Consider the following 22,310-nt stretch of genomic DNA (forward strand, 5'->3'; position numbering starts at 1 on the left):
TTGTCGGGAAGTGCTCTAGGCGCTCTTCTTGTCCGCCCTGAATCCCTGCAGACGGACCTGCTCGATCAGGTCCCTGTGCTTGGGCAATATCGACAGAGCATAGTTGCCTTGCCGCGTTATTTCAGCGAACTGAGACCTGGCCTCTTCAAAATACCTGTAGAGCCCCCTCTGTGCACTTAGGTCCGTCTTGAAGCCCATGCCATAAAGGACATACTGCCAATTGGCCTCGGTAAATATGTCGTGGTTGGGGTCCATATCCAGGAAGGACGGCGCGCGATAACGCCACCGTTGCAATCGTGCTTTCAAACTGTCAGACATAGACTCCGCCCGAACATTGTCCCGCCAGAAATCATTGTCCACGCGCTGGGTCAGGCAGTAGTGCAGCTTAATAAAATCGACGACATGCTCGTAACGACGCGTCATAATGCTGTTGAACTGCTCAGCAGATACATCGTAGTTGTTTTCCCACGGAAACAGGTTGGATAAGATTAGCGCCGCTATTTCGGCAAAACCTATGCCCGTTGCCTCCAGTGGCTCAATAAATCCGCAAGACAAGCCGATCGCAACGCAATTGTTCTTCCATTGGGTTTGCCGATAGCCTGCTTCGAAGTTTAGAAACCGCACATCGCAAGACCTGGCGGACGCGCCTACATATGTGCGCAAAACCTGTTCGGCGCGTTCGTCCGATGTGTGGTCGGTTGAATAGACATAACCGACACCCCGGCGTCCGCTCAGACCAATATCCCACGTCCAGCCACATTCCTGCGCCGTCGAAATGGTTTGGGATTCGATAGGGCCGCCCGGTTGGTCGTAAGGCACCTGCAAGGCCACGGCGCGATTTGCGAAGACCTGGGACCGCATCGATTTAAAGGGCACGCCCAGGGCCTGGCCGATCAATTGCGCTTTGAACCCGGTACAATCTACATATAGATCGGCCCTGAGATCGCCATTCGCTCTTGTCACCAGACGATCAATAAAACCATTCTCCCCCACGATAACCTGGTCGACCGTGTCCTCTATGTGCTTGACGCCGAAAGAGACGGCCTTTCGGCGCAACAACCGCGCCAATTCCACCGCGTCAAAATGGTAAGCATAGTTCAGCAGGCCGCTATGCCCGTGCTGCGTAATCAGCTTCGGCGCTCGCCGTGCGTCAGCTACCCGTTGTTGAACGGTGCTGACGCTTTCCCAACTGGCATCCCCGGCCACCCCAAGCAGCCAGTAGGGCAGCAGATCGAATTCGGAGTGCTGCGAGGAGATTTGAAACGGGTGAAAGTACTGGTCTGCACCCTGGCTATCCGGGAAACCACGCCAGTTTACGAAGCGAATGCCTTGCTTGAATGTCGCACTGGCTTCCCGAACCAGACTGTCTTCATCAAGTTCTATTCGGCTGAATGTCTTCCTGATGCTTGGAAAGGTCCCCTCACCTACACCGACAATCCCGATATCCGGCGATTCAATCAGGGTAATATCCAACCCCGAGGGCAGGCCATAGGACAGGATTTTGGCGAGATACCCGGCTGTAAGCCATCCTGCCGTTCCACCCCCGACTATGACTACCTTTTTATTCATACTCCAGCCTCCCGGCCACGATAACCAACCGCATCGACATCAGGTGCTTTGTTCCCATGGCCCATCTCGAAATAGCGATGCAGACTAAAGGCCAATACAACTAGAGCGCATGAACGATCCAGTGAGATCGAACCGCGCTCTAACTTCAACACATATCTTAACCGAGGCGGGAAACTTTGCATTCCAAAGCTCCCGCCCCGTCAAGTCCCTAGTAGCGCATACGCAGGAAGGCACTAACCCGACGGTCTGAGACATATGTGTCATAGACTTCAAACACGCCGACCACTGGCTCTTGCAGAGTCCTGGACTTTGTATTCGTTAGGTTGCCGGCCTGGATGCCGAAGGACGTGTGGCTGTTCAGCTTGTAATCCATGCTGAAATCGAGATAACCGGCATCATCACTGTACAGCGGCACCATATCCCAAACGCGGCCCTGAGCAGCACCGTCCACACATACCGTACAGGTGTGAGGACCGCCTCCTCTGCCGATATATGACAGCGGATTGGCATTTGTACTCATCAGCTGTTTTGTGTGGAAGTTGTAAGCCACTCTCGCGTTAAACGGCCCCTTGCTGTAATACAGTTCCAGGTTGTACGACCACTTCGACATGCCATAGTAGGGCAGTTTGGTGAAATCAGGATTGAAGCTTGGTGCTACACCGGAGATTCCGTCCGGAATAAAGTTCGTACCCAGTGTCGAATTGGCCAGCTGAGCCGGATTAGCGCTGTCAACATAGGTCAGGTTGCCACTGATCCCGAAGCCGTCAAACGGAGCCGGCAGGAAGTCAAAGAAGGTACGGCCGCCCAATTCAACACCGCGGATCGTCGCCTTTTCAAGAGCCGATGTCGTTCTGTTTTGAATGTAGAACCAGGGCAGATCCACCGTGACTTCAACCGGGTGATTTTCGTCCGTAATGTCCATCAACGGCGTGGATTGCGTCTGATAGAAGGCCGAGAACAGATCCTGGTTTTTGATATCCTTGGCAAACACGTCGATATAGGCAAAAACACCATCCTTTGGATACCATTCGAACGACATATCATAGTTGGTGAACGATACGGGCTTCATATCGGACCCGGCACCACGGCTGGTCATGGTTGTAAGATAATTGAACGTACCGCCCGGCCCTTGCATGGACAGCATGGTCGGTTCAAGACTTCCGCCCGCCTTGACATCACCCAGATTAGGCTGACTTACGCCTTGTGATGCCGCAAATCTGAGAATGTGCTTCGACGACACATTAAATTTGATGTTGAAGGACGGCAACACCCGCTCATACTTGGTTTCTTTCGAGCGTGGTGTAGAGCTTTGGATAGCTTGATACATATGCCCCGGCGGCACGATACCGCCAGCTGCCTGGCTTGCATCCCCAATGGTAAGATAGAATGGCTGGCTCCCGTTTACTCTGAAATATCCGTCGCCCAGCAAGAGTTCACTGACGACACGTACCCCAAAATTACCCGTGAAAGACGGAATAAATCCAAATCCGTCACTGCCAAACTTGGTCTGTACGTAGAACGCCTTGCTTCGAATACTCGTGTTGGTAATACCGCCACCCGTGCCCGCGATATTATTTGTGTAATATTGCTCAGGCGTCCAGTTGCCTGGATTGGAATCACAGACAGCTTCGTCCGGGAATTGTTCACAAAGCCCCTTATTAAACGCATCACTCATCGCTTCGGTGCTCACGGCCGCCAGATGGGCCCAATCACCAGCCTGCAACATGGACAGGCTTGGCACAAGGACGGCGCCAGGCGAGCCATTGCTGATGCCCATGAAGTTGGGGAAGTCATAGAGCTCGTAATCGGCAGGCGTAATGGAACCGTGCGGATTAACCGTGACCATCTTGGTCACGCCATTGCGCGTAATGGGAACGGTGAACGGTGCGTTCTCAGACCTGGGTCCGGTCAGATAGGCCGCAGTCCCGCCATCCGTCGAGCCATCGGGGTAGGTCGTGCCGACCCAGCCTTCGGCCAGAGGCGCCCAATAGGTCCCTATGAAATTATCACGTTCGGTACGAACAGCTGCCCGGGCACCCCACGATATCGACTTGAAGAAATGATCATCACTCAAGCTATAGTCGACATCGATATTCCCCGCCACCGCAGAGCCCTTATTGTCGCTCCCGTTGTAGGACATCGAATTAAAGTAGGCCGTATCGGTATTTGCCAGGGCGGCGGCATTGAAGCCACCCAGTATCGGAATATCGCCGCTGACGTCAAAGCTGGCCCTCGTCAACAAGGGGCTCTGCTGTGTAATGCCGGTACTCATGCCCAGCCCGGAGGCTTCAGACTTGACAAATTGCAGTGCACCTCTGACCCGCGTATTTTCCTTATTCCACACGAAGCTCTGGCTAAAGTCCATGGTCGAAGACTCGCCATGGTTGGCGCTTCCGCCGCCGCTCAAATTAAGCGGCCTGCCATTGCCGCCACTGCCTTGGGTTTGGCAGTAGAACATACCCGGCGAGGCCCACTTACCCCAATCGATATTCGGCGTCGAAGTTGTTGTCGCACCATAGGGCGTGCGGCAATCGGCCGTCAGAATCGTGTCTGCAGGGGACTTGTTCCAATCCGGCGACCAGTCAAACTTCCAGATGTAGTCATACTGCGGATCTGATTTGTTAATGTATTGCTGAAGCCAGTTATTGCCGCCCCAACCGAAGACCGGCGTATTTACGCCAACAGCGCCGACATACAGGGAGCCAGCCAGCATCGCCCCATCGTCATCCCAGGTAGCTTCGCCTGGAATATTTTGCTCCGCGTCCGCCGGAATAAGTTGCTCCGACAGGGTCGGATCGACGCCCCAACTGCCGCTGTGGCCGTAGCTCGAGGATGAACTCTTCGAATAGAAGAAGGTTGAGGTCAGCGTCAGCTCATCGCTGGGCTTCCACTGAAAAGCTGTATAAAAGCCATCACGAGTCCTCTCGCTTCGGCCCTGGCTCCAGCTATACCCCGTCGGCACCAGCGAAAAGTTATTCGGCCGGTTGGGATTGTTCAAAGGCAGATAGGCACCCATCTGCTCATCGTCATTGCCTTGAAAATACTCGCTATGGGCCAGATCGACCAGGAGGCCCATCTCGCCCCATTTCGTGTCAAAACGACGCGAGACAAGACCCGAGATATTCGGCGAAGTCTTTTCCGACATGCTGCCATAGCTGGCCCCGGCAGACAGTTCAAACGCTGGCTTTTTGTAGTCAAACGGCAGGCGCGTCCTCAAATCAATGGCCGAAGCCCCGCCCTCCATAATATCGGCACGCGACGCCTTATAGACATCGACGCCCCCCATCAGTTCGGGCGTTACATCACCCCAGCTCAACGAACTGGCGCCATTGGCGCTGAAGGCCTGCCGGCCGTTGAGCGTACTTGAGTTATAGGGCAGACCACGTACCGTGATCCCGGTGCCCTCGACCTGAAAGCTTGGCGTTCCCCCGTTCGACGTCGAAAAACGCGTGACCGTAACCCCGGAGACCCGCTGCAACACTTCGGTGATCGACTGATCCGGCAAATTGCCGGCCTCATCGGCGACAACCGAATCGACGATCGTGTCCGAGTTCTTCTTGATCTGGATTGCCGTTTGCAGAGCTTTCCGACGCGCCGTAATAACGACAACCGTGTCATCGGTGCTTGCAGTGGCGGAGTCGCCCCCGGTCGTCGGCGCCGCATCCTGTGCCTGGGCAGACAGGCCCATCGACATCACGGCGACAGCCGAAACGCTCGCTGCTAGCAGAAGTTTACGCGTGGTATTTTTCATTCCCGGCTTCCTCTGAAATTAAGGCCGACACATCGCCGGCTCATTGTTGTTTGGCGCGGAATAGTTAGGTCCGTGCAATTGTCATACATTAAGCCGGCACCCACCTAACATTCAATTATAAAAATGATATTTATATATGAATGAAAAAAAGTGTTGCGTCCTTGTCACATTCGCTCTGGAATGGCTGGCGACACCGACGGCATGAGAGTCGCTCCGCAGGCCAGACATCCTCCCAAAGTCTTGTCAGGCAAGGGATAACCCTCAGGCTGAACAGGCGAGAAGACGATCTGCCGGCACGATTAACGCGCACCGATTGGCGGGGAAAGCGCACCCAATGGCTCAACCCCAGTCTTACGACAATAAATTACACAACGAAAAAAATCAAATTTAAAACAAAATTTCATATGAAAATGGACCTTCCGCGTAAGAGGCAGGCCATTGACCCGTGGGATGATCATTCCCGGGAGCGCAATCAGATCAAGGTGGACGCCTCCGCAGGGGCTGCCGCGACAACCGTCGCGACATCTCGACAGACGGGGCCCTTCGCTGTTTCTGGAGCGAATCCTGCCTATGGTTTCCGTCCCATATATCCTGAAACGCCAGGAAAGCGGCGCCAACGGCAGCGGCGTCCTTGCAAACCTGCGCAGGACGCACGGCCATGTGTGGCCAGGCCATTCGCAGGAAGGGCGCGGTCTGGTCAATGTCCAGTCCGTCTACACCTGTCACGCCCTTATCGGCCCGCAGCTTCGATCCACGCTTACTTCCCACACTCAGTCACCCTCATGCAGTTGCGCTTTACTTCGTTCGCTGTGATCAACTTACGGCGGGACCTGCAGCCACAAGAGAGCGCCCATGCCAGGCACACCAAAAAAAGCCCCCTTGCGCTCGGAGCAAGGGGGCAAAACTAGGCGAGGGCCAACCAGGGAGATATGGTACTCGCCGATACCAAAGTCAGAAGCGCCAATATTTCAAACGCGGCTTCATCCTAACGCACCACCACAAAAAATCAAATATAAAAAATCGTTTCGTACGTAAAATAATAATGACCCTTTCCGGGAAATAATATCATCGGATTTAACTCGGGAAATTGACATCATTTTTTATATATGATGTTCATTGGTTAGACCTCTCGGCAGACAACCAGGATGGTTGGGTTTGGCGGCCAGCACATGCGCCGCTTTTGGGACTGCAGCATAATCGATGGCGGCGACTTGAACATGGCACGACGAAAAGCCGAAAGCGACGAAAGTGAAGACGCCGGCGATTTGCGATATCGCGCGCCGGCGCTTGAAAAAGGGCTCGACATCATCGAGCTTCTCGCCTCCGCTCCGCGTCCGATGGCCCCAAAACAAATATCGGAGCATCTGAACAGGTCGGTAAGCGAATTGTTTCGCATGGTTCAGGTGCTGGAGAATCGCGGTTACGTCGTCATGGCGGAAAACCAGAGCGGATATGAGCTTACAAACAAGCTGTTTTCATTGGGCATGTCGCGCGGCATCAGCAAAAATCTGCTTGATCATGCCGTCCCTGCCATGAGGTCCCTGGCTGAGAATATCCTTCAGGCCTGTCATATTGTGGTGGCATCGGACGATCAAATCGTCGTCGTCGGCCAAATGGACGCGCCGGCCACGCCGAGTTTTCATATTCGGGTTGGTTTCCGGCAGAATATCGTCGAGACGGCGTCGGGCGCCGTATTGTACGCTTTCCAAAGACCCAAGGTTCGCGATGCCTGGCGCACAGCGTTGCAGCCAACCGTTTCCGAGTCGGAATGGGAAGGTTTTGAAGACCAGGCTTACCGCGCCCGGGCAAAAGGCTACCTGGTAGCCAAGAGTCTTTATGCCGACAGCATTACAGACATTTCCTGTCCTGTCTTCAGCGACCGTGGATTGCTGGCGGCCATGACGATCCCTCACATCAAAAGCAAGCTGAGCGTCAGCGTTGAGGAATGCGTGACATCCTTGACAGAGACTGCAACAAATCTATCGCGGTCCCTGGGAGCGGCCGAGCCGCTAGTCGACGTCAAGGAGTTTCGGTGACACGCGAAGGATAAATGCAAAGACCGCATTCCACGTGTCGCTGGCTCCCAGAAAAATCAAGTCTCCCCCATGCGCCAGCGCGATCTGACGTGCCAGGTTCAACCCTGTCCCGGTACCGTTCGGCTTGGTCGTGACGAATGCGTGAAAAATCTGTTCCGCCAGGTTGTCCGCGACACCGCATCCATTATCGGCAATGACAATTCGGACCTCCTGGCGGTCGCTGACCAACGATATCCGGATCAGTCCGGGCGCAGGCGTAGCGCCTGCGGCCTCCGCGGCATTGGTCAATACATTGAGGAGTGCCTGGGTCAGCAAAGCTTCGTCGAGATCGAGCGTCGGGCAGTCTGCCGGCAGGTCGAGTTCAACGGACACACGTTTTGCGGAGAGACTTTGCTCGAAGACCCGTACGACGTCGCACAGCAATGGCCCAAGCTCGACAGGGCGAAGGATCGGGTCGGGTAATCTGGCCATGGATCGGTAGGCTTCGACAAAACGGGCAAGGCCACCGGCCCTTTCTGACAGTAACTCCAGGGCGTCTCGGGCGGCATGCGAACCGGGCGAGGTTTCGTCTTGCAGGAAGTCACGCGCGATTCCCGCCAGGTTCGCCACGGGTGTCAGCGAATTCATGATTTCATGGCTGAGGACTCTCAGCAGGTCTCGTAAGGCTGTGGCTTCCGCCACGCGAATTTCGGACTGGATATCGGTCAGGCTGACAAGCCGGATCGTGTAACTCGCGGTGATGAAATCGCTGATACCGATCGCGTAGGCCCGGCCGAACAAGACCAGAGAACCCGGTGTTCCGGGCTCGGTTCGCGTGACGGCGTCAAGAAGACCCTGCGGCGGATCAACGATCACGTCATCCGCATGAAACAGGCTCCGCGCCGCGCGATTTACCGCCTGCAATCCTTCGGCTGTACTGAACCTGAGGAGCGGCAGCGGCACCTGATCGATCAGCACCGTCAGGGATTCGGTCCGCTCATACCTGACCACGTTTGATACCGGCGGCTCCGGCAGGGACTGAGGTTGCCCCCACAGTAAAAATGCCAGGCAACCTACCATGATCAAACAGCCAAACAGCACATTGCCCCAGAATTGATGCTGAAGGGCATTGGTGACAAGCGCAGATGCGCCTGTCAGGCCGGCCAGGGCCGCGAAAAATTGCAGGCGTGCTTTAGAGACCATGCCGGGCCATCCGGCGGTATAAGGCTTGGCGCGTTAAGCCGAGGTCGACAGCAGCCTTTGAGATATTGAAATTGTGGCGGCTCAGCGCCTCTTCGATGACAAGCCTTTCTGTACGCTCGAGATTAAACCCGAGATCCGCCGCGGCCGTCGCCTGCCCGCTCGGAAGGTCAAGTTCTGCGGCGGTAACAACATCCCCCTGCGCGCCGACAACGGTTCGTTCGACAACTCTGCGCAGGGCATGGAGATTGTCGTGCCAGGTCGATCCTCGCAGGGCAAGGATCGCGTCGGGCGCCAGGCTACGCGCAGTCAGGCCCTGTTGCAGGGCGAAAACCCGCGCAAAATGCCGGGCAAGCAGCTCAATATCATTCCCGCGTTCGCGCAAAGGAGGCAGCACGATCTCGAGTGTGCTCAGGGCGTACAGCAAGGATTTCTGAATACCGATGTCCGTATGGTGCCGACAGGTCGTCGCAACAACACGCGTGTTACGCCGGCCAGCACTTTGAAGCCACGTCGTGAGCGGCTGGGTAAGGGCCGGATCGAGACCATCTATGTTCTCGAGCACGACGGTCGTATTGGCGATATCGGTCAGATCGGTAAGGGCAAGGCCGGAAGCTTCTATGGTTTTCAGCTCGGCGCGAAGCGACTGCCGATGAATGGCCTGGGCGGCCAGGCTTTTCCCGGTTCCACTCTCACCCATCAGTAGAATCGCGGCGGTCAGCGGCGCATACTTGCTGATCAGTTCCTTGGTACGTACGATCGCATCACATTCACCCACAAGGAGGGCCGCGTCGAGATTGGCGACAAGATCTTCGTGTTGCGCCCGGGCCCCGACAGTTCCCCGCTGCGCGATGGCCTCTTCGATGGCCTCAAGGAGCCGCTCATTGTTCCACGGTTTCATGATAAAATTCTTGGCGCCGGCCCTCAAGGCCTGAACCGCGACGGTCAAACCGCTGTGCCCCGTTACGACGATGACAACAGCAAGAGGATCATTTAGCAAAATCTCGCGCAGGCACGCCAAGCCTTCCTCGCCCGACATCTGCGCGCGGGAAAAATTCAGGTCGAGCAATATGGCGTCCACCGACTCAGCCGTGAGGACGCTATAGGCCTCGGCCGGGTTCAAGGCCTGGCGAAATTCGTAGCCCATCTTGCGCAGAAGAAACTCCGCCGTCTTGAGGACGCCGGGATCATCATCAATGAACAATATCTTACGCGCGGGCATGTACGGATTCGGACAACGTGGACAATTGCCGCTTAGAAGTCCCCGAAAACCCGAAAAAGTCAAATGTTTTTCACATGTTAGATTGCACGCCTGGATGGGATAGTATGTCTTTCACCATCACGGAAGCGCACATGAGAAGCCATCACAAACAGAGTTCGAGCCCAAACGCGCCATCTGCCATCCCGGCTGCAAAACCAGCCGATGCTATTGGCCCCAATCGTCGTGATCCCGGTTTTCGCGATCCGGGGCCTCGTGGTCTCGTCATCGGACTGAAGATTTTGGAATACCTGGCCAGTTGCCAGGCGCCTGCGACATTGTCCACGCTCGCGGAGGCCCTGAATATTTCGGTTGCGTCGGCCAGCCGTTCAATTCTGATTCTGGAACAACGGGGCTATGTTGCTCAGACAGCAGATAACGGTGCCTACGAACGCACGACGAAACTCTACCACATAAAGACGACGCCTCTGCCCTACCAGCGGCTGCTCGGCCACGCCCAGCCTGTCATGCGCGCCCTGTCCGACAGCATCTCGCAATCATGCAATCTTGCGATACCATCGTCTCCCGATATGCTGGTCGTTGCCCAGAGCGACTCGCCTGGCGCCTTTTGGATCAATGTCCCGGTTGGTTTCCGCTACGATATTCCCGCCTCCGCGCCGGGCCTGGCATTCGCTGCCTTCATGAGAAATTCCGATCCTGCACGATGGCCTCACGGACTTTCCGCCGTCGTCGATGCGCATCAATGGACGTCCTTGAAAAGCGCGGTTCAAAAAGCGACGGAATCAGGGTTTGCACAGGTAACCAATCCACACCTGCCCGATGTCATCGACCTGTCATGCCCTGTCTTTGACGACGGTCACTTTGTCGCCGCCCTTACGATTCCCTATATCCAGACACGCAGCAGTCCAAACCTGACCTGGTGTTTGGCGGCCTTGCAGCAGGCGGCCGAGCAACTGAATGAATCGCTGCACAGCGATGCACTCGTTGCCTGACCTGTGCTTCGCATGAAACGACTGTCCTCGCTTGCGGGCGTTGCGCCTGCGCACGACATGCCCGGCTCGGCAGTCGTGCGCAGGCGTAACGCCCACTACCCTGATAATGGCGCCATCACAGGAACCAGAAGCACAATGGCTCGTGATATGTTAGATGATTCTGACATTACGTGTTTCATGCCGCCACCAAGGGTGCCTGGCGTTTCCATGCCTCTGATCAGCCTACAGAATATTGAGTTCAACTACGAAACGCCTGAAAGGCGCGTAGAGGCGCTTCGCGGTGTTTCGCTCGATATTGAGCCGGGCGAATTCCTTGCCATATGCGGGCCGTCCGGCTGCGGCAAGTCAACGCTGCTTAACATCCTGGGCACGCTCGACCGCCCTTCTTCCGGCCAATATCTTTATGACGGCCAGACACTGGCTGACCGAACGCCCGGCCAACTGGCTCAGCTTAGGGCGAAAGATATCGGCTTCGTGTTTCAAAGCTTTAACCTGATCGACAGCCTGACAGTCTACGACAATATTGAACTCGCCCTGCTTTATCGCCATGAGCGAGATGGGAACCTCAAGACCAGGATCATGGAGGCGATGGATCGCGTGGGGATAGCGCACCGCGCCAACCACTTGCCGCGTCAGCTCTCAGGCGGACAGCAACAGCGTTGCGCCATCGCGCGCGCCATTGTCGGCAATCCCGCCATCATCCTGGCCGATGAACCTACAGGCAATCTCGACTCGGAAAACGCGGCGCATATCTTCGGCATTCTGAAGGCCCTCCACCAGGACGGCAGTACGCTTGTCGTCGTCACCCACTCACCCAGCCAGGCGGACCAGGCGGAACGTGTCGTCGAAATGCTGGACGGCCGCATCCAGTTTGCGCGGCGCCGGCTGTTATGAGTCTGCGCGCTTCCAGCCTTGTCCACATCTGCCGCTCCCTGCTCCGTTTCTGGGGCCTGAGTTTCCTGAACATTTTCGGTCTGGCGATCGGCTTTTCCGCTGCCATCATCATTGCCCTGTATGTCAGGGACGAACTGACTTACGATCGCTTCATGCGGGATGCGGACAAGGTGTATCTGCTGTCGGCCAATTATGGCACCGCCGCCCGCCCCATGGTCGCGAGTGACAAGACGCCCGCCGGATTGGCGCTATGGCTGCGTTCCGACGCTCCGGCGGTCGACGACGTGGCACGCCTTCACCCTGTCGAATGGGTAATAAAGGCTGACCGTATCGAGTTCCTCGAACGTATATATTGGGCAGACCCCAATATCTTCAATCTTCTGCATCTGAAAGCCGTCTCGGGTGACCTGCGTTCGGCCCTGGCTGAACCCGACACCGTGGTCCTGACGCAATCCATGGCACGCCGATATTTCGGACGGGAGGACGTTGTTGGGCGCAATCTGCATCTTAGCGGTGATCTATCGCTCCGCGTCACGGCCGTCCTCGCCGACTTACCTGCCAATTCCAGTCTTGATCGCCAGATGTTTGTTTCGGCACGAACCAGCTATTCAATGCTTGCCATTCTCGACCAACACCCCGACTGGCAATGGGCTTCAAGCTATACGTTTATCCGGCTAAAACCCGGTGCCCGCCTGGCAGCCGACGAGATAAAAAGGATTGCTGCACGACACTGGGTACCGCCGCATAATTTTCCCCTTAAGTTCGAACTTATCCAATTGCTCGATCTCCATTTTGCGCCGAGCGCCGACGGCCAGATGAAGCCGCGCGGCCACGGTGACAGCGTAGGCGCGGTAAGCGCGGTCGCTGGCTTGATCCTTATCCTGGCCGGCGTCAATTTCGCCGGCCTGATGACGGCGCAAATCGACGAGCGCCGCGAAGAAATGGCCATTCGAAGAGCCTTGGGGGCACAAAGGCGCGACCTGTTCTTTCAGATTATGGGAGAAGCGGCCGTTATCAGCCTGATTGCCGTGGCAGCTGCGTTCGCCATGACAGAATGGCTTTTGCCCGTTCTCGATCGAAAAGTCGGCCTCGAACTGGATCTGTGGTCGTCCCTTGCATTTGCGACCGGAGCGGCGGTCCTGGCATGTCTCACCGGCACGCTCGGCGGCCTTTTTCCGGCGATCGCGCTGTCACGCGCCGCGCTAGGCGGCCCACGTGACCAAATACCACCAAGCCGGCATTACCTCAGTCGAATTGGATGGGTTGTGGTTCAGTTTTCATTGTTAATCACGCTCCTGATCGCATCGCAGACGGTCTACCGTCAGTGGTCCTTTGCCACCAGCAAGGCTTTGAATTTTGACGCTAACCGGGTCATGCTGATCCCGATCTACGAAGGCAGCGTCCAGTCCGTCCGTTTCAAGAAGAACATCGAGGCGCTCCCTGGTGTCGAGGGCGCCGCGCTCTCCAGATACACACCGATCCTGGAAGGAACCTGGCCGGGCTGGACGCAAGGTCCCGGCGGCGCGGTCATCCAGTTTACCCGACACTCCGTAGATCCCGAATTCTTCAATCTGTATCGGGTGAGGGTCCTGGCTGGCCACACCTTTACCAATGTCTATGACACGCAAAACTTGCCCCTGGAAATCGTCATCAATCGCTCGGCCGCCACAGCCCTGGGCTACCGCACGCCTCAGGACGCCGTGAATCAACGCATGACCTACCAGGCCGACCACCTGGTCAGAACATCCAAAATCATCGGTGTCGTCGACGACATGCGGCTGACGACGGTGCGCGAGCCTCTACGCCCTATGATTTTCGACAACCAATCCGTATTTTTTTCGCACCTGAGTGTCCGCCTGAAGGATCGACGCGACCTGACGACCCTGGCGGCGATCGACCGGCTGTGGCGTCGTGAAAACCCGAACAATGCGCCGATGGAAAGATATTTCTTCTCGGATTATCTGGCGACCCAGTATCACGACATGGTGCAGCAGTGGTGGGCTTTCGGTCTCCTGTCCGTCGTCGGCGTGTGCCTGTCAATACTGGGACTCAGTGGCTTGTCCATCTATCTGGCCCGGGCCCGCTTGCGCGAAATCGCCATTCGCAATGCCCTGGGCGCCCGCTTGTGGGACATCTTCAAGCTGCGGTTCGCCCCGTTTATCAAGCCATTGATCCTCGCGAATATTGCCGCCAGCCTGGTATCCTGGATCCTGATGACATGGTGGCTCGACGCGTTCGCTGCGCACGTGAACCTGAGCCTCTTATCCTTCGTTTTCGCCGGTGGGTTCACCGTGCTGATCGCGGCGGCAACCCTGGGCGCACACGCCATCATGGCGGCACCCGCGCGGTCCAGCCAGCCCCTTCGCTAAGTCTATTCCTTAACATCCCTTATGGAGATCTTGTCGTGAACCTCTTCCGACACAGCCTTGTCTGTGCCACTGCCCTCGCCGTAATCGGACTTTTCTCCCCGGTCCTGGCCGCCGAACCCGCGGCACCCTCCAATTCGCCGTGGCTCGACAGAACGATCAGCGCGCAGGTCCGTGCCGACGCTGCCGTCAAGGCCATGACCCAGCCCGAAAAGCTGCTTCTGGTCTTCGGCTATTATTCGAATGAAAACACCTGGATGGGCGGTGGCGTGAAACGCTTCGAAGCGCCGAAGGATGGCTTGCCCGCATCCGCCGGCTATGTTCCCGGTATTTCACGCCTTGGCATCCCGGCGCAGTGGGAAACCGACGCCGGCGTCGGTGTCGCCACCCAGGGCTCTCCGACGCCGCGATTGCGGACCGCACTGCCTTCCGGCATGGCGACCGCCGCGACGTGGAACCCGGAAGCAGCCTTCGCCGGCGGCGCCATGATCGGCAATGAGGCGCGTCTGTCCGGCTTCAATGTGCAGCTGGCCGGCGGCATGAATCTCGTTCGCGAGCCGCGCAATGGTCGTAATTTCGAATACAGTGGTGAAGATCCTTTGCTCGCCGGCGTCATCACGGGCAAGGCCATCGCCGGAATTCAATCCAGCCACGTTATTTCGACGATGAAGCACTTCGCTTTCAATGGCCAGGAAACCAATCGCAATCACATCGACGTCAAGATCGGCGAACAGGCAGCACGCCAATCCGACCTGCTGGCCTTCCAGATGGCCAACGAAATCGGCAATCCCGGATCGGTCATGTGCGCCTATAACCGGGTCAACGGCGCCTATTCCTGTGAAAACGACTGGCTGATCAACCAGGTCCTCAAGCAGGACTGGGGCTTTGAAGGCTATGTCATGTCGGACTGGGGCGGCACGCATTCGACCGTCCCCGCCGCAAACGCCGGTCTCGACCAGCAGTCCGGCTGGGCTTTCGATCGCTCCCCCTATTTCCATGCCGCCCTGGGCGAGGCCGTCAATAACGGCCATGTCAGCGGCGCGCGCCTGGACGACATGGCTCACCGGGTGCTGTGGGCCATGTTTACCAACGGCGTGGTGGACGATCCGGTGAATGGGGACCAGTCGGCAACCATCGACTTCGGCGCTCATGCACGCACAAGCCAGGCCGCAGCCGAAGAAAGCCTCGTGTTACTGAAAAACGACGGCCTGCTGCCCCTCGCCCTGAAAGCCAGGAAAATTGCGGTTATCGGCGGACACAGCGATTTTGGCGTAATCTCCGGCGGCGGGTCGTCTCAAGTCTACGCTACCGGATTTGAGCGCTTTAAAGAGCCACTGGGCGAGGCCATCTTTTATCCCTCCTCGCCGCTTAAGGCTATCTCGGCGCGGACCCGGGCGAGCGTCACATTTCACGACGGCACGGATATCAGGGCCGCCGCCAAGGCAGCCCATGAAGCTGACATTGCCATTGTGTTCGCCACGCAGTGGACTGCGGAAGGACTCGATACACCCGACCTCAATCTGCCCGGCAATCAGGATGCGCTCATCGATGCGGTGGCAAGGGCAAACAAGAAGACAGTTATTGTGCTGCAAACCGGCGGCCCGGTCGTGATGCCGTGGCTGGGCCGTGTCGGCGCCGTGGTCGAGGCCTGGTATCCGGGGACGTCCGGCGGCGAAGCAATTGCACGGGTGCTGACAGGCGAAGTCAACCCTTCGGGCCGCTTGCCGGTGACCTTCCCGGCGTCCGTCGATCAATTGCCCCGCCCCAAAATCGACGGATCCCGCGCCCTCGATGACCTTGACGACCCGCATCCCCATACGGACTACGACATCGAGGGCGCGGCCGTCGGCTACAAATGGTTCGACAAGAAGGGCCTCAAGCCCCTCTTTCCGTTCGGTTATGGTCTCAGCTATTCGACATTTGCGACGTCCGGCATGTCCGCAAAAGCCGAAGGTAAGGGAATCACGGTTTCGCTCAGAATTGAAAATACCGGCAAGGTCGCCGGCGCCACGGTCACCCAGATATACGTCGCTCCGGTCGCGGACGCAGGCTGGGAATCGGCCCGGCGGCTTGGTGCTTTCGCAAAGACCGACCTGCGTCCCGGAGAGGGCAAGGCCCTGACCCTTACAATCGACCCAAGGCTTCTCGCCACGTTCGATCCGTCTACCAGAACCTGGGTCGTCAAGGCTGGAAGCTATAGGGTCGTCGCCGGAGCGTCGGCAACGACGATTGTGGCGGAGACGACGGTAGACCTGCTGGCCCAGACCCTCGACGTCCGAGGGCAATAGGCAATTTGGCCAATGCCTTCCCGGTGAGCCTGCGGACCGGGAAGGCAACCTGCCAAGCTGCCCGGTTTTGCCCGACTATCAAGGCAAGTTGCCGAATCTTGGCTTTGAGGGTATGGCTCAGCCATGGCCAACGAATCTCCCAAGTCCTCCGCTAAGTCGGCAGCTATGCTGAATTACAGCGCGCCTGCGCTTGAGAGAGGATTCTCTGTCCTGAACTTGCTGGCCGAGCACCCGTCAGGGCTGACGGTTTCCGAAATTGCGGCTGGTCTTGGCCTGTCGATCAGCGAGATATTTCGCATCATCATGGTCATGGAGCGGCTTCAGTGGCTGAAACGCGACCGGGGCGATCGGCTGCGAGTCTCGACCCAGATGCTGGATCTTGCCTTCAAGGCCACGCCTGTCGATGACCTGGTGCAAGCGGCGACGCCCCATATGCGCGCACTGTCTAACCGGATTGAGCAGTCGTGCCATCTCGTGGTGCGTAACGGCGCCAGTGGCCTGGTCGTTTCCAGGCAGCAAACGCCAGGTCCCACGGTGTTCATGGTTCGCATCGGAGCCAATATCGCCCTGAACACAACCTGTTCCGGCCATGTCTTGCTGGCTTTCGAGGCTGTCAATGAAGGCTCGGCCGACGAGCCCGCGCCGCTGGGCGAAATGCTGTCTGCCACAATCCAAAAGGTGCGTGCGCGTGGCTATGAGATGATGAAGAGCGCCCGGACCGAGGGCGTGACCGACATGAGTTGCCCTATATTCGGTGGAACCGGCCGGGCCCTCGGAGCCCTTACCGTTCCATTTTTAAAACTGATCGACGGATCACAAACGATCGGTCGGGACCAGGCGCGGACCTGCCTGCAGGAAACGGCAGCCCAGATATCCGAGGAACTCAGCGGCGTCCGTTAGAGCGAAGCGTTGCCCGGCCGCAAGATTATGCGTCGGTCTCAAACAATGCGCGCCGGGCCTCAGACGAGATTGCAAACCGATTCCCAACAGCGGCGGCAAAGCCTTCCAGCGATCCACCCAGGTCGCCGGACGTGAGGATCAGCACGACGTCACCGACGCGGAGATCGTTCACGGTATCCGCAAAATTTCGCGGATCATAGCTGTGGGCGTTGAGGCCGGTGGCGCTTACTCTTTCCTGAATTTCACTCAGGGTCAGTTGGGCGTGAGTCCCCGCTCCTTGCGTCGCGGGCGCGGCAATCCAGGTATCGGTCGCACCGGCAAAGACATCATCGTACCAATGCAGATTGGCTCTGTTTCGCCAGCCGAAGGTGTGAGGTTCGAATACGACGACAAGCCGATGGGCGGAAAAGTGAAGCCGAATGGCCTCAATGGCCGAGCGAGCCTTCTCGTATGACGACCCAAAGCCTTCATAAACAGGAACAGTGGATCCGGGAGCGATGTTGTCGAGCTTGCGACGAACGCCCGCAAAATCCGCTACCGCTGCCCGCAAGGCATGACGATCGACCAGATTGCGTGACAGGACATAGGCGCTTGCCCCGATGATGTTCTCGATATTGTGCCGACCCAGCAACTGGGTCTCCATCCTGATCCTGAGGCCATCCGGGCCGATAAGCGTGAAACCTGTACGGGGGCCAATGTCGATGTCGGCAGCGTGATAATCGCCCCGGTCGACGCCATAGGTCACCAGGCGAGCGCCGCTACCCGTCGCGACGGCCATCGCGCCAGGTTCCTCGGCGCAGACCGCAACCAGGCCTTCGGGCGGTATCCCGTCGAGCAGATCCTGGAACGGCTTCCTGTAACTCTCATAGGTAGGGTAGACATTGACATGATCATGGACGATCGCCGTCAACACAACATCGGTGGGATGAAGATGCATGAACTTCGCCTGCGGATCCGTGTGACCCGACGGATACTCGTCGCCCTCCAGGACAAAGACGGGCGCCGTGCCGAGATCCGACGGAGCCGGCAGGGTCGCCGACAGGATCGGTTCGGCGCCGATGAAATAGCCGGCATCTACCGCGGCGTGCCGTAAAATGTGGGCAATAATCGATGTCGTCGTGCTCTTTCCGTAGCTGCCGGCAACGACAATATTCGACCTGTCCTTCGTAATGTCACCCAGGACTTCCGGAAAAGATTGAATGTGCAGGTTTCTGGAGTACGCGGTTCGCACTTCTTCGTTTTCGGCCGGCATCAATTTCGCATTGCGACCAACGACGACGAGATCAACATCCTGCGGAATGTTTTCCGGGTCATATCTAAGCGTCGGCTTGATACCCGCCCGCTCCAGGATGAATTTGGGTGGTCCGTAACATTCCGCGTCAGAGCCCGACACGGTAAAGCCGCCCTGCTTCAGCAGTAACGCCGTTGCACTCATGCCAATGCCACAAATGCCAATAAGGTGAGCCGTTTTCATAGGGCGATAGTTATCAAAACATCGGATCTTACGGAAGAGTCTTTATCCACCGCATGTCATCAAGGCCACCATTACCGAACGGACGACCGGCTCGAGTAGCGGATGACAACCCAATTATCCGATCGCGTTCGGATTTGCGTGTACGATTTCGGACACACCGATCACTTTAGCGTACACGCCACCCGCCGAAATACGGAAAATATCATTATATTCAGCCTATTAGGCAAACATCCCCCTTGTCCATATCATCAGACAAAATAACGTCTGACAGGGAGGAGACTGATTCACCACGTCTGCGCGGCGGCTTAGCTACGTCGCCTGATCGGCAACACAGCTCAACGACCTTCATCGCTCCGAAAACAGCGCATCTGCATCGCTGCGAGGTTTAGCGACGAAGTAGGTTTTTGGGACGGATCCGATATCGAATACAGGCCGTTACATCACGGTCCTGTCTGCAACAAAAATAAGAAACCTTGAAACATCTGGCAACGTATGACGTCGCCAGAATAAGTACACATGAGCTCGGCACTCAATTGTCATATTATTATATACTATGACAATTGGAAAAATTCGCTGATCAGGCACTGAAACAGCGAATATCATTCAAAGGGAGAGAATATATTGAAGTACCTCAAGAGTAGAAACGCCATATTGCTGGCCGGGATTTCCCTGGCATCGATGGCGGCCGCTACGGGCGGTTCGGCTATCGCCCAGACTGCGGCAACTGCGGCGCCAGCCGCGGACGATACCACCACAGTCGTCGTTACGGCGCGCCGGAAGGCTCTGCAAAGCGCGACCGATCGCAAGAAAAATGCTGACACCGTGATCGACTCGGTTGTTGCCGACGAGGCAGGAAAGCTGCCCGACAATTCCATCACAGAAGTCCTGCAGCGGGTTTCCGGTGTCTCTATCGTACGCTATGGTTCACTGGGCGATCCGGATCACTTCTCTGCAGAAGGCTCCGGAATCCAGGTCCGCGGCCTGAACGGCGTTGCCGGCCTCCTCAACGGACGCGAAGTCTTCAGTGCGAATGGCGGCCAGGGCTTGCTGTGGGGCGATGTCACGCCCGAACTGATGGCGGCCGTCGATGTCTACAAATCGTCGACGCCGGATCGCCTCGTCGGCGGAACGGGCGGCGCCATCGACCTGCGCACCAAAATGCCCTTCGATTATCGCAAGCCGTCGTTCCAGGCGACCCTGGGCGCCTCTTACGGCGACCTGGCGGACAAGATAACGCCGGAAGCGTCCTTTCTGGTTACCAATCGCTGGGACACGCCGGTCGGTGAAATCGGAGGCTTGGTCGATCTCGCCTACAGCAAGTACTCGGCCCATGATAACTTCTTCCGGATGGAACCCTTCTACCAGGTGCAGAGCCAGGGCCAGGAGCGTTATATTCCCGGCGGCTATACCTACGGGGCGGACGATTTCAATCGCGAACGCACGGGCATATATGCGGCGTTCCAATGGAAGCCCAGCGACAATCTCAGCTTCTTCACCACGCTGTTCTCCTCCAAATACAAGTCGGATAACACCGAAAGCGGCCAGTTCGTCGTATCGCAAAACCTGACCGTCGATCCGTCGGCAACCAACGTCTTCAACTCAATTGGTGCCCTCGTCAGCTCAACGCGTCTCAGCACCTTCAACACCTCGACGGGCGCTCTGGACGGCGGCACGATCAGCACCGGCGGCAACACGGGCCTGAGCAAGGGGAGCCATACAACCAGCGACTGGACGACCGGTTTTGACTGGCGCCCGAATGACAGCACCAAGATTACGGGTGCGGTGCAGTTCGTCGATTCGGGATCGAACGCGGTCAGTTATTCGGTCTTCCCGCAGGTCAACTTCCCAGGGACCTTCTCGCTCGACCTGTCGGGCGACCTGCCGAGCGTGGTTGTTCCTGCATCGGGCCAAGCCACGTTTGCCGATCCGCATAACTACTACATCAGTGCCGATATGCCGCACATCGAAAGCAATCATGGCACGATGACGGCCGCGAACCTCGATGCAGACTTCATCCTGTCGGACGACGACTGGCTGCGCAGTATCAAGATTGGCGGTCGCTACGCCAGCCGCGTCGAACGTGACGCTGTTTCGGGTTACAATTGGAGCCCAGTCTGCGTGGGTTGGAATGGCTGCGACAACAGCCCAACCGGTGGCCACACCTTCGCCGACGCCGACAACGCCGAAGATATCGAGCTGCGGGCCTACGAAAACTTCTTCCGCGGCGAGATCAATCTCCCTGCCAATCTTCTGATGCCGAGCGGTGAACTCGTCGCAAAACTCGACCCTGTCTATCTGCGTCAGCAGTTCGGCTCTGGCGGCGACAATGTCATTGCGCCTCTTGCGACCGATTATTCGCGCGGCACAACCGAGACGGTTGAGCTCTATGCCATGGCTCGGTTTGCTGGCGATGCCGGCATTTTCGGCGTCCCCTACGCAGGCAATTTCGGTCTGCGCGCCGTCCAGGTGAAAAGCTACGCCGACGGTTTCATCGCCGGTCCGGCGGGCACGGCTTTCACGCGTGGTGGAACAAACTATATGACTGCGGCCAGTTCCGTCGCTGCTGAAGGGGGTCGCGATACAACGCGTGTCTTGCCAAGCTTCAACCTCGCGCTCTCACCCACATCGGACGTCAAGATTCGCTTCGCCTATACGACCACCATGGACCTGCCGTCATTCCGCGATGCGCGGGCCAATGGTACCGCCGGCGTCGTGACTCACCAGAACCCGTCGTGCGGTACAAGCTGCCCGCCCCTCTTTGACTATTTCTCGGCCAATGTCGGCAATCCCAGGCTGAAGCCGGTCTTCTCGGACAATCTCGACCTGTCGGCGGAATGGTACCATTCGAACAGCTTCAATGCCCACGTCAGCCTGTTCCACAAGGACCTGACCAATGCCTTTATCTACGGTCAGACCGTAAAAAAGGTGCCGTTCAACTACACATCACCGACAACGCAGACGACCCTGGAAGACGTCCAGAGCTACGAGGTGTTCAACTCGCCGGAAAAGGCGTCGATTTCCGGGTTTGAAATTGGTGTGCGTCAGTTCTTCGATATGCTGCCCGCACCATTTGACGGTCTGGGTTATGAAGCCAACTACACCTACATCACCAGCAAAAATCCTGGTGACCTGGCCCTGGCGATCGACAACGTCCGCACCAACACGTCGGCTTCACCCGGGTTTGCGGATTCGCACGAACTGCGGGACAACCCGGTCGCAGCCTTGTCGCCGAAGAACCTCAACCTGATCTTTATGTATGAAAAAGGTCCATGGTCGGCCCGCCTCGCCTATAGCTGGCGCAGCCGTTACCTGATGTCCACCAATACCAACGGGACGAACGGTACCTATACCTATTACGACTTCGCGCACTCGACGACGCAGTCCAGGAAGATCGCCCTGCCGATCTACTCTGAAGCTTACGGTCAGATCGATTTTGGAGCTTCATACAAGGTCAATGACCATATCAGCCTCGCCCTCGAAGCGAACAATCTGAGCGACACGAACGCAAAGACCTTACAAGGTGGCTACCCCAATGGCACCCTGCTGCCGAGAAGCTGGTTTGTAACCGACAAGCGCGTGAACCTCAGCGTTCGCCTCAGCTACTGACATCTTCCCTGAGGAACCAATTGTCTTCTCCCGACG

Annotated in this window: 12 protein-coding genes; 7 read left to right on the plus strand and 5 right to left on the minus strand. The window is 57.2% G+C overall.

The window, feature by feature from the left end:
* Window positions 1-15 precede the first annotated feature (15 nt).
* Together AC1DXO_RS24375 and AC1DXO_RS24380 are read right to left on the minus strand one after the other, a co-directional pair.
* Window positions 16-1,569, minus strand: a complete 1,554-nt coding sequence (locus AC1DXO_RS24375; RefSeq protein ID WP_476980812.1) for a tryptophan halogenase family protein — start codon at window positions 1,567-1,569, stop codon at window positions 16-18.
* A 208-nt stretch (window positions 1,570-1,777) separates the two neighbouring features.
* Entirely contained in the window at window positions 1,778-5,320 is a 3,543-nt protein-coding gene (locus AC1DXO_RS24380; RefSeq protein ID WP_476980813.1) for a TonB-dependent receptor, read from the minus strand.
* Window positions 5,321-6,489: 1,169 nt separating this feature from the next.
* Here AC1DXO_RS24380 and AC1DXO_RS24385 point away from each other — a divergent pair.
* Window positions 6,490-7,356 carry an IclR family transcriptional regulator gene (locus tag AC1DXO_RS24385; protein WP_476980814.1) on the plus strand — a complete coding sequence of 289 codons (867 nt, stop codon included), beginning with the start codon at window positions 6,490-6,492 and terminating at the stop codon, window positions 7,354-7,356.
* On the opposite strand, the gene AC1DXO_RS24390 is transcribed toward AC1DXO_RS24385, so the two are convergent.
* Both AC1DXO_RS24390 and AC1DXO_RS24395 read right to left on the minus strand, forming a co-directional pair.
* The gene (locus AC1DXO_RS24390) at window positions 7,330-8,538 is read right to left on the minus strand and encodes a sensor histidine kinase (protein ID WP_476980815.1); all 1,209 of its coding nucleotides are present in this window, start codon (window positions 8,536-8,538) and stop codon (window positions 7,330-7,332) included. The two genes, AC1DXO_RS24385 and AC1DXO_RS24390, sit on opposite strands and share 27 nt — an antisense overlap.
* Window positions 8,528-9,757 (minus strand): sigma-54-dependent transcriptional regulator, encoded by a 1,230-nt coding sequence (locus tag AC1DXO_RS24395; RefSeq protein ID WP_476980816.1) that lies wholly within the window; start codon window positions 9,755-9,757, stop codon window positions 8,528-8,530. The genes AC1DXO_RS24390 and AC1DXO_RS24395 overlap by 11 nt, the downstream gene beginning before the upstream one ends.
* Before the next feature lie 104 nt (window positions 9,758-9,861).
* On the opposite strand from AC1DXO_RS24395, the gene AC1DXO_RS24400 reads away from it, so the two are divergent.
* From AC1DXO_RS24400 to AC1DXO_RS24420, 5 genes are all read left to right on the plus strand, one after another.
* Window positions 9,862-10,746: an IclR family transcriptional regulator gene (locus tag AC1DXO_RS24400; protein ID WP_476980817.1), complete on the plus strand. Its 885-nt coding sequence runs from the start codon at window positions 9,862-9,864 to the stop codon at window positions 10,744-10,746.
* Between the two features lie 207 nt (window positions 10,747-10,953).
* Window positions 10,954-11,640: an ABC transporter ATP-binding protein gene (locus AC1DXO_RS24405; protein ID WP_476980818.1), complete on the plus strand. Its 687-nt coding sequence runs from the start codon at window positions 10,954-10,956 to the stop codon at window positions 11,638-11,640.
* A complete protein-coding gene (locus AC1DXO_RS24410) occupies window positions 11,637-14,009 on the plus strand; it encodes an ABC transporter permease (RefSeq protein WP_476980819.1) in 2,373 nt (790 codons plus the stop codon). Before AC1DXO_RS24405 ends, AC1DXO_RS24410 begins: the two co-directional genes overlap by 4 nt.
* A 35-nt stretch (window positions 14,010-14,044) precedes the next feature.
* Window positions 14,045-16,294 (plus strand): glycoside hydrolase family 3 C-terminal domain-containing protein, encoded by a 2,250-nt coding sequence (locus tag AC1DXO_RS24415; protein ID WP_476980820.1) that lies wholly within the window; start codon window positions 14,045-14,047, stop codon window positions 16,292-16,294.
* Between the two features lie 123 nt (window positions 16,295-16,417).
* Window positions 16,418-17,194: an IclR family transcriptional regulator gene (locus AC1DXO_RS24420; RefSeq protein ID WP_476980821.1), complete on the plus strand. Its 777-nt coding sequence runs from the start codon at window positions 16,418-16,420 to the stop codon at window positions 17,192-17,194.
* A 25-nt stretch (window positions 17,195-17,219) separates the two neighbouring features.
* Here the strand turns inward: AC1DXO_RS24420 and AC1DXO_RS24425 are convergent, their stop codons facing one another.
* Window positions 17,220-18,668: a Mur ligase family protein gene (locus tag AC1DXO_RS24425; protein WP_476980822.1), complete on the minus strand. Its 1,449-nt coding sequence runs from the start codon at window positions 18,666-18,668 to the stop codon at window positions 17,220-17,222.
* 621 nt (window positions 18,669-19,289) lie between these two features.
* Here AC1DXO_RS24425 and AC1DXO_RS24430 point away from each other — a divergent pair.
* Complete coding sequence (locus tag AC1DXO_RS24430; protein ID WP_476980823.1) at window positions 19,290-22,274, plus strand: TonB-dependent receptor; 2,985 nt, start codon at window positions 19,290-19,292, stop codon at window positions 22,272-22,274.
* Window positions 22,275-22,310: the final 36 nt, after the last annotated feature.

It is taken from the genome of Asticcacaulis sp. P2_C5 (assembly GCF_056404555.1).

Coding starts and splice junctions, on each gene's coding strand:
- AC1DXO_RS24375 (WP_476980812.1), bottom strand. CDS start 1,569: ATGAATAAAAAGGTAGTCATAGTCGGGGGTGGAACGGCAGGATGGCTT.
- AC1DXO_RS24380 (WP_476980813.1), bottom strand. CDS start 5,320: ATGAAAAATACCACGCGTAAACTTCTGCTAGCAGCGAGCGTTTCGGCT.
- AC1DXO_RS24385 (WP_476980814.1), top strand. CDS start 6,490: ATGCGCCGCTTTTGGGACTGCAGCATAATCGATGGCGGCGACTTGAAC.
- AC1DXO_RS24390 (WP_476980815.1), bottom strand. CDS start 8,538: ATGGTCTCTAAAGCACGCCTGCAATTTTTCGCGGCCCTGGCCGGCCTG.
- AC1DXO_RS24395 (WP_476980816.1), bottom strand. CDS start 9,757: ATGCCCGCGCGTAAGATATTGTTCATTGATGATGATCCCGGCGTCCTC.
- AC1DXO_RS24400 (WP_476980817.1), top strand. CDS start 9,862: ATGTCTTTCACCATCACGGAAGCGCACATGAGAAGCCATCACAAACAG.
- AC1DXO_RS24405 (WP_476980818.1), top strand. CDS start 10,954: ATGCCTCTGATCAGCCTACAGAATATTGAGTTCAACTACGAAACGCCT.
- AC1DXO_RS24410 (WP_476980819.1), top strand. CDS start 11,637: ATGAGTCTGCGCGCTTCCAGCCTTGTCCACATCTGCCGCTCCCTGCTC.
- AC1DXO_RS24420 (WP_476980821.1), top strand. CDS start 16,418: ATGGCCAACGAATCTCCCAAGTCCTCCGCTAAGTCGGCAGCTATGCTG.
- AC1DXO_RS24425 (WP_476980822.1), bottom strand. CDS start 18,668: ATGAAAACGGCTCACCTTATTGGCATTTGTGGCATTGGCATGAGTGCA.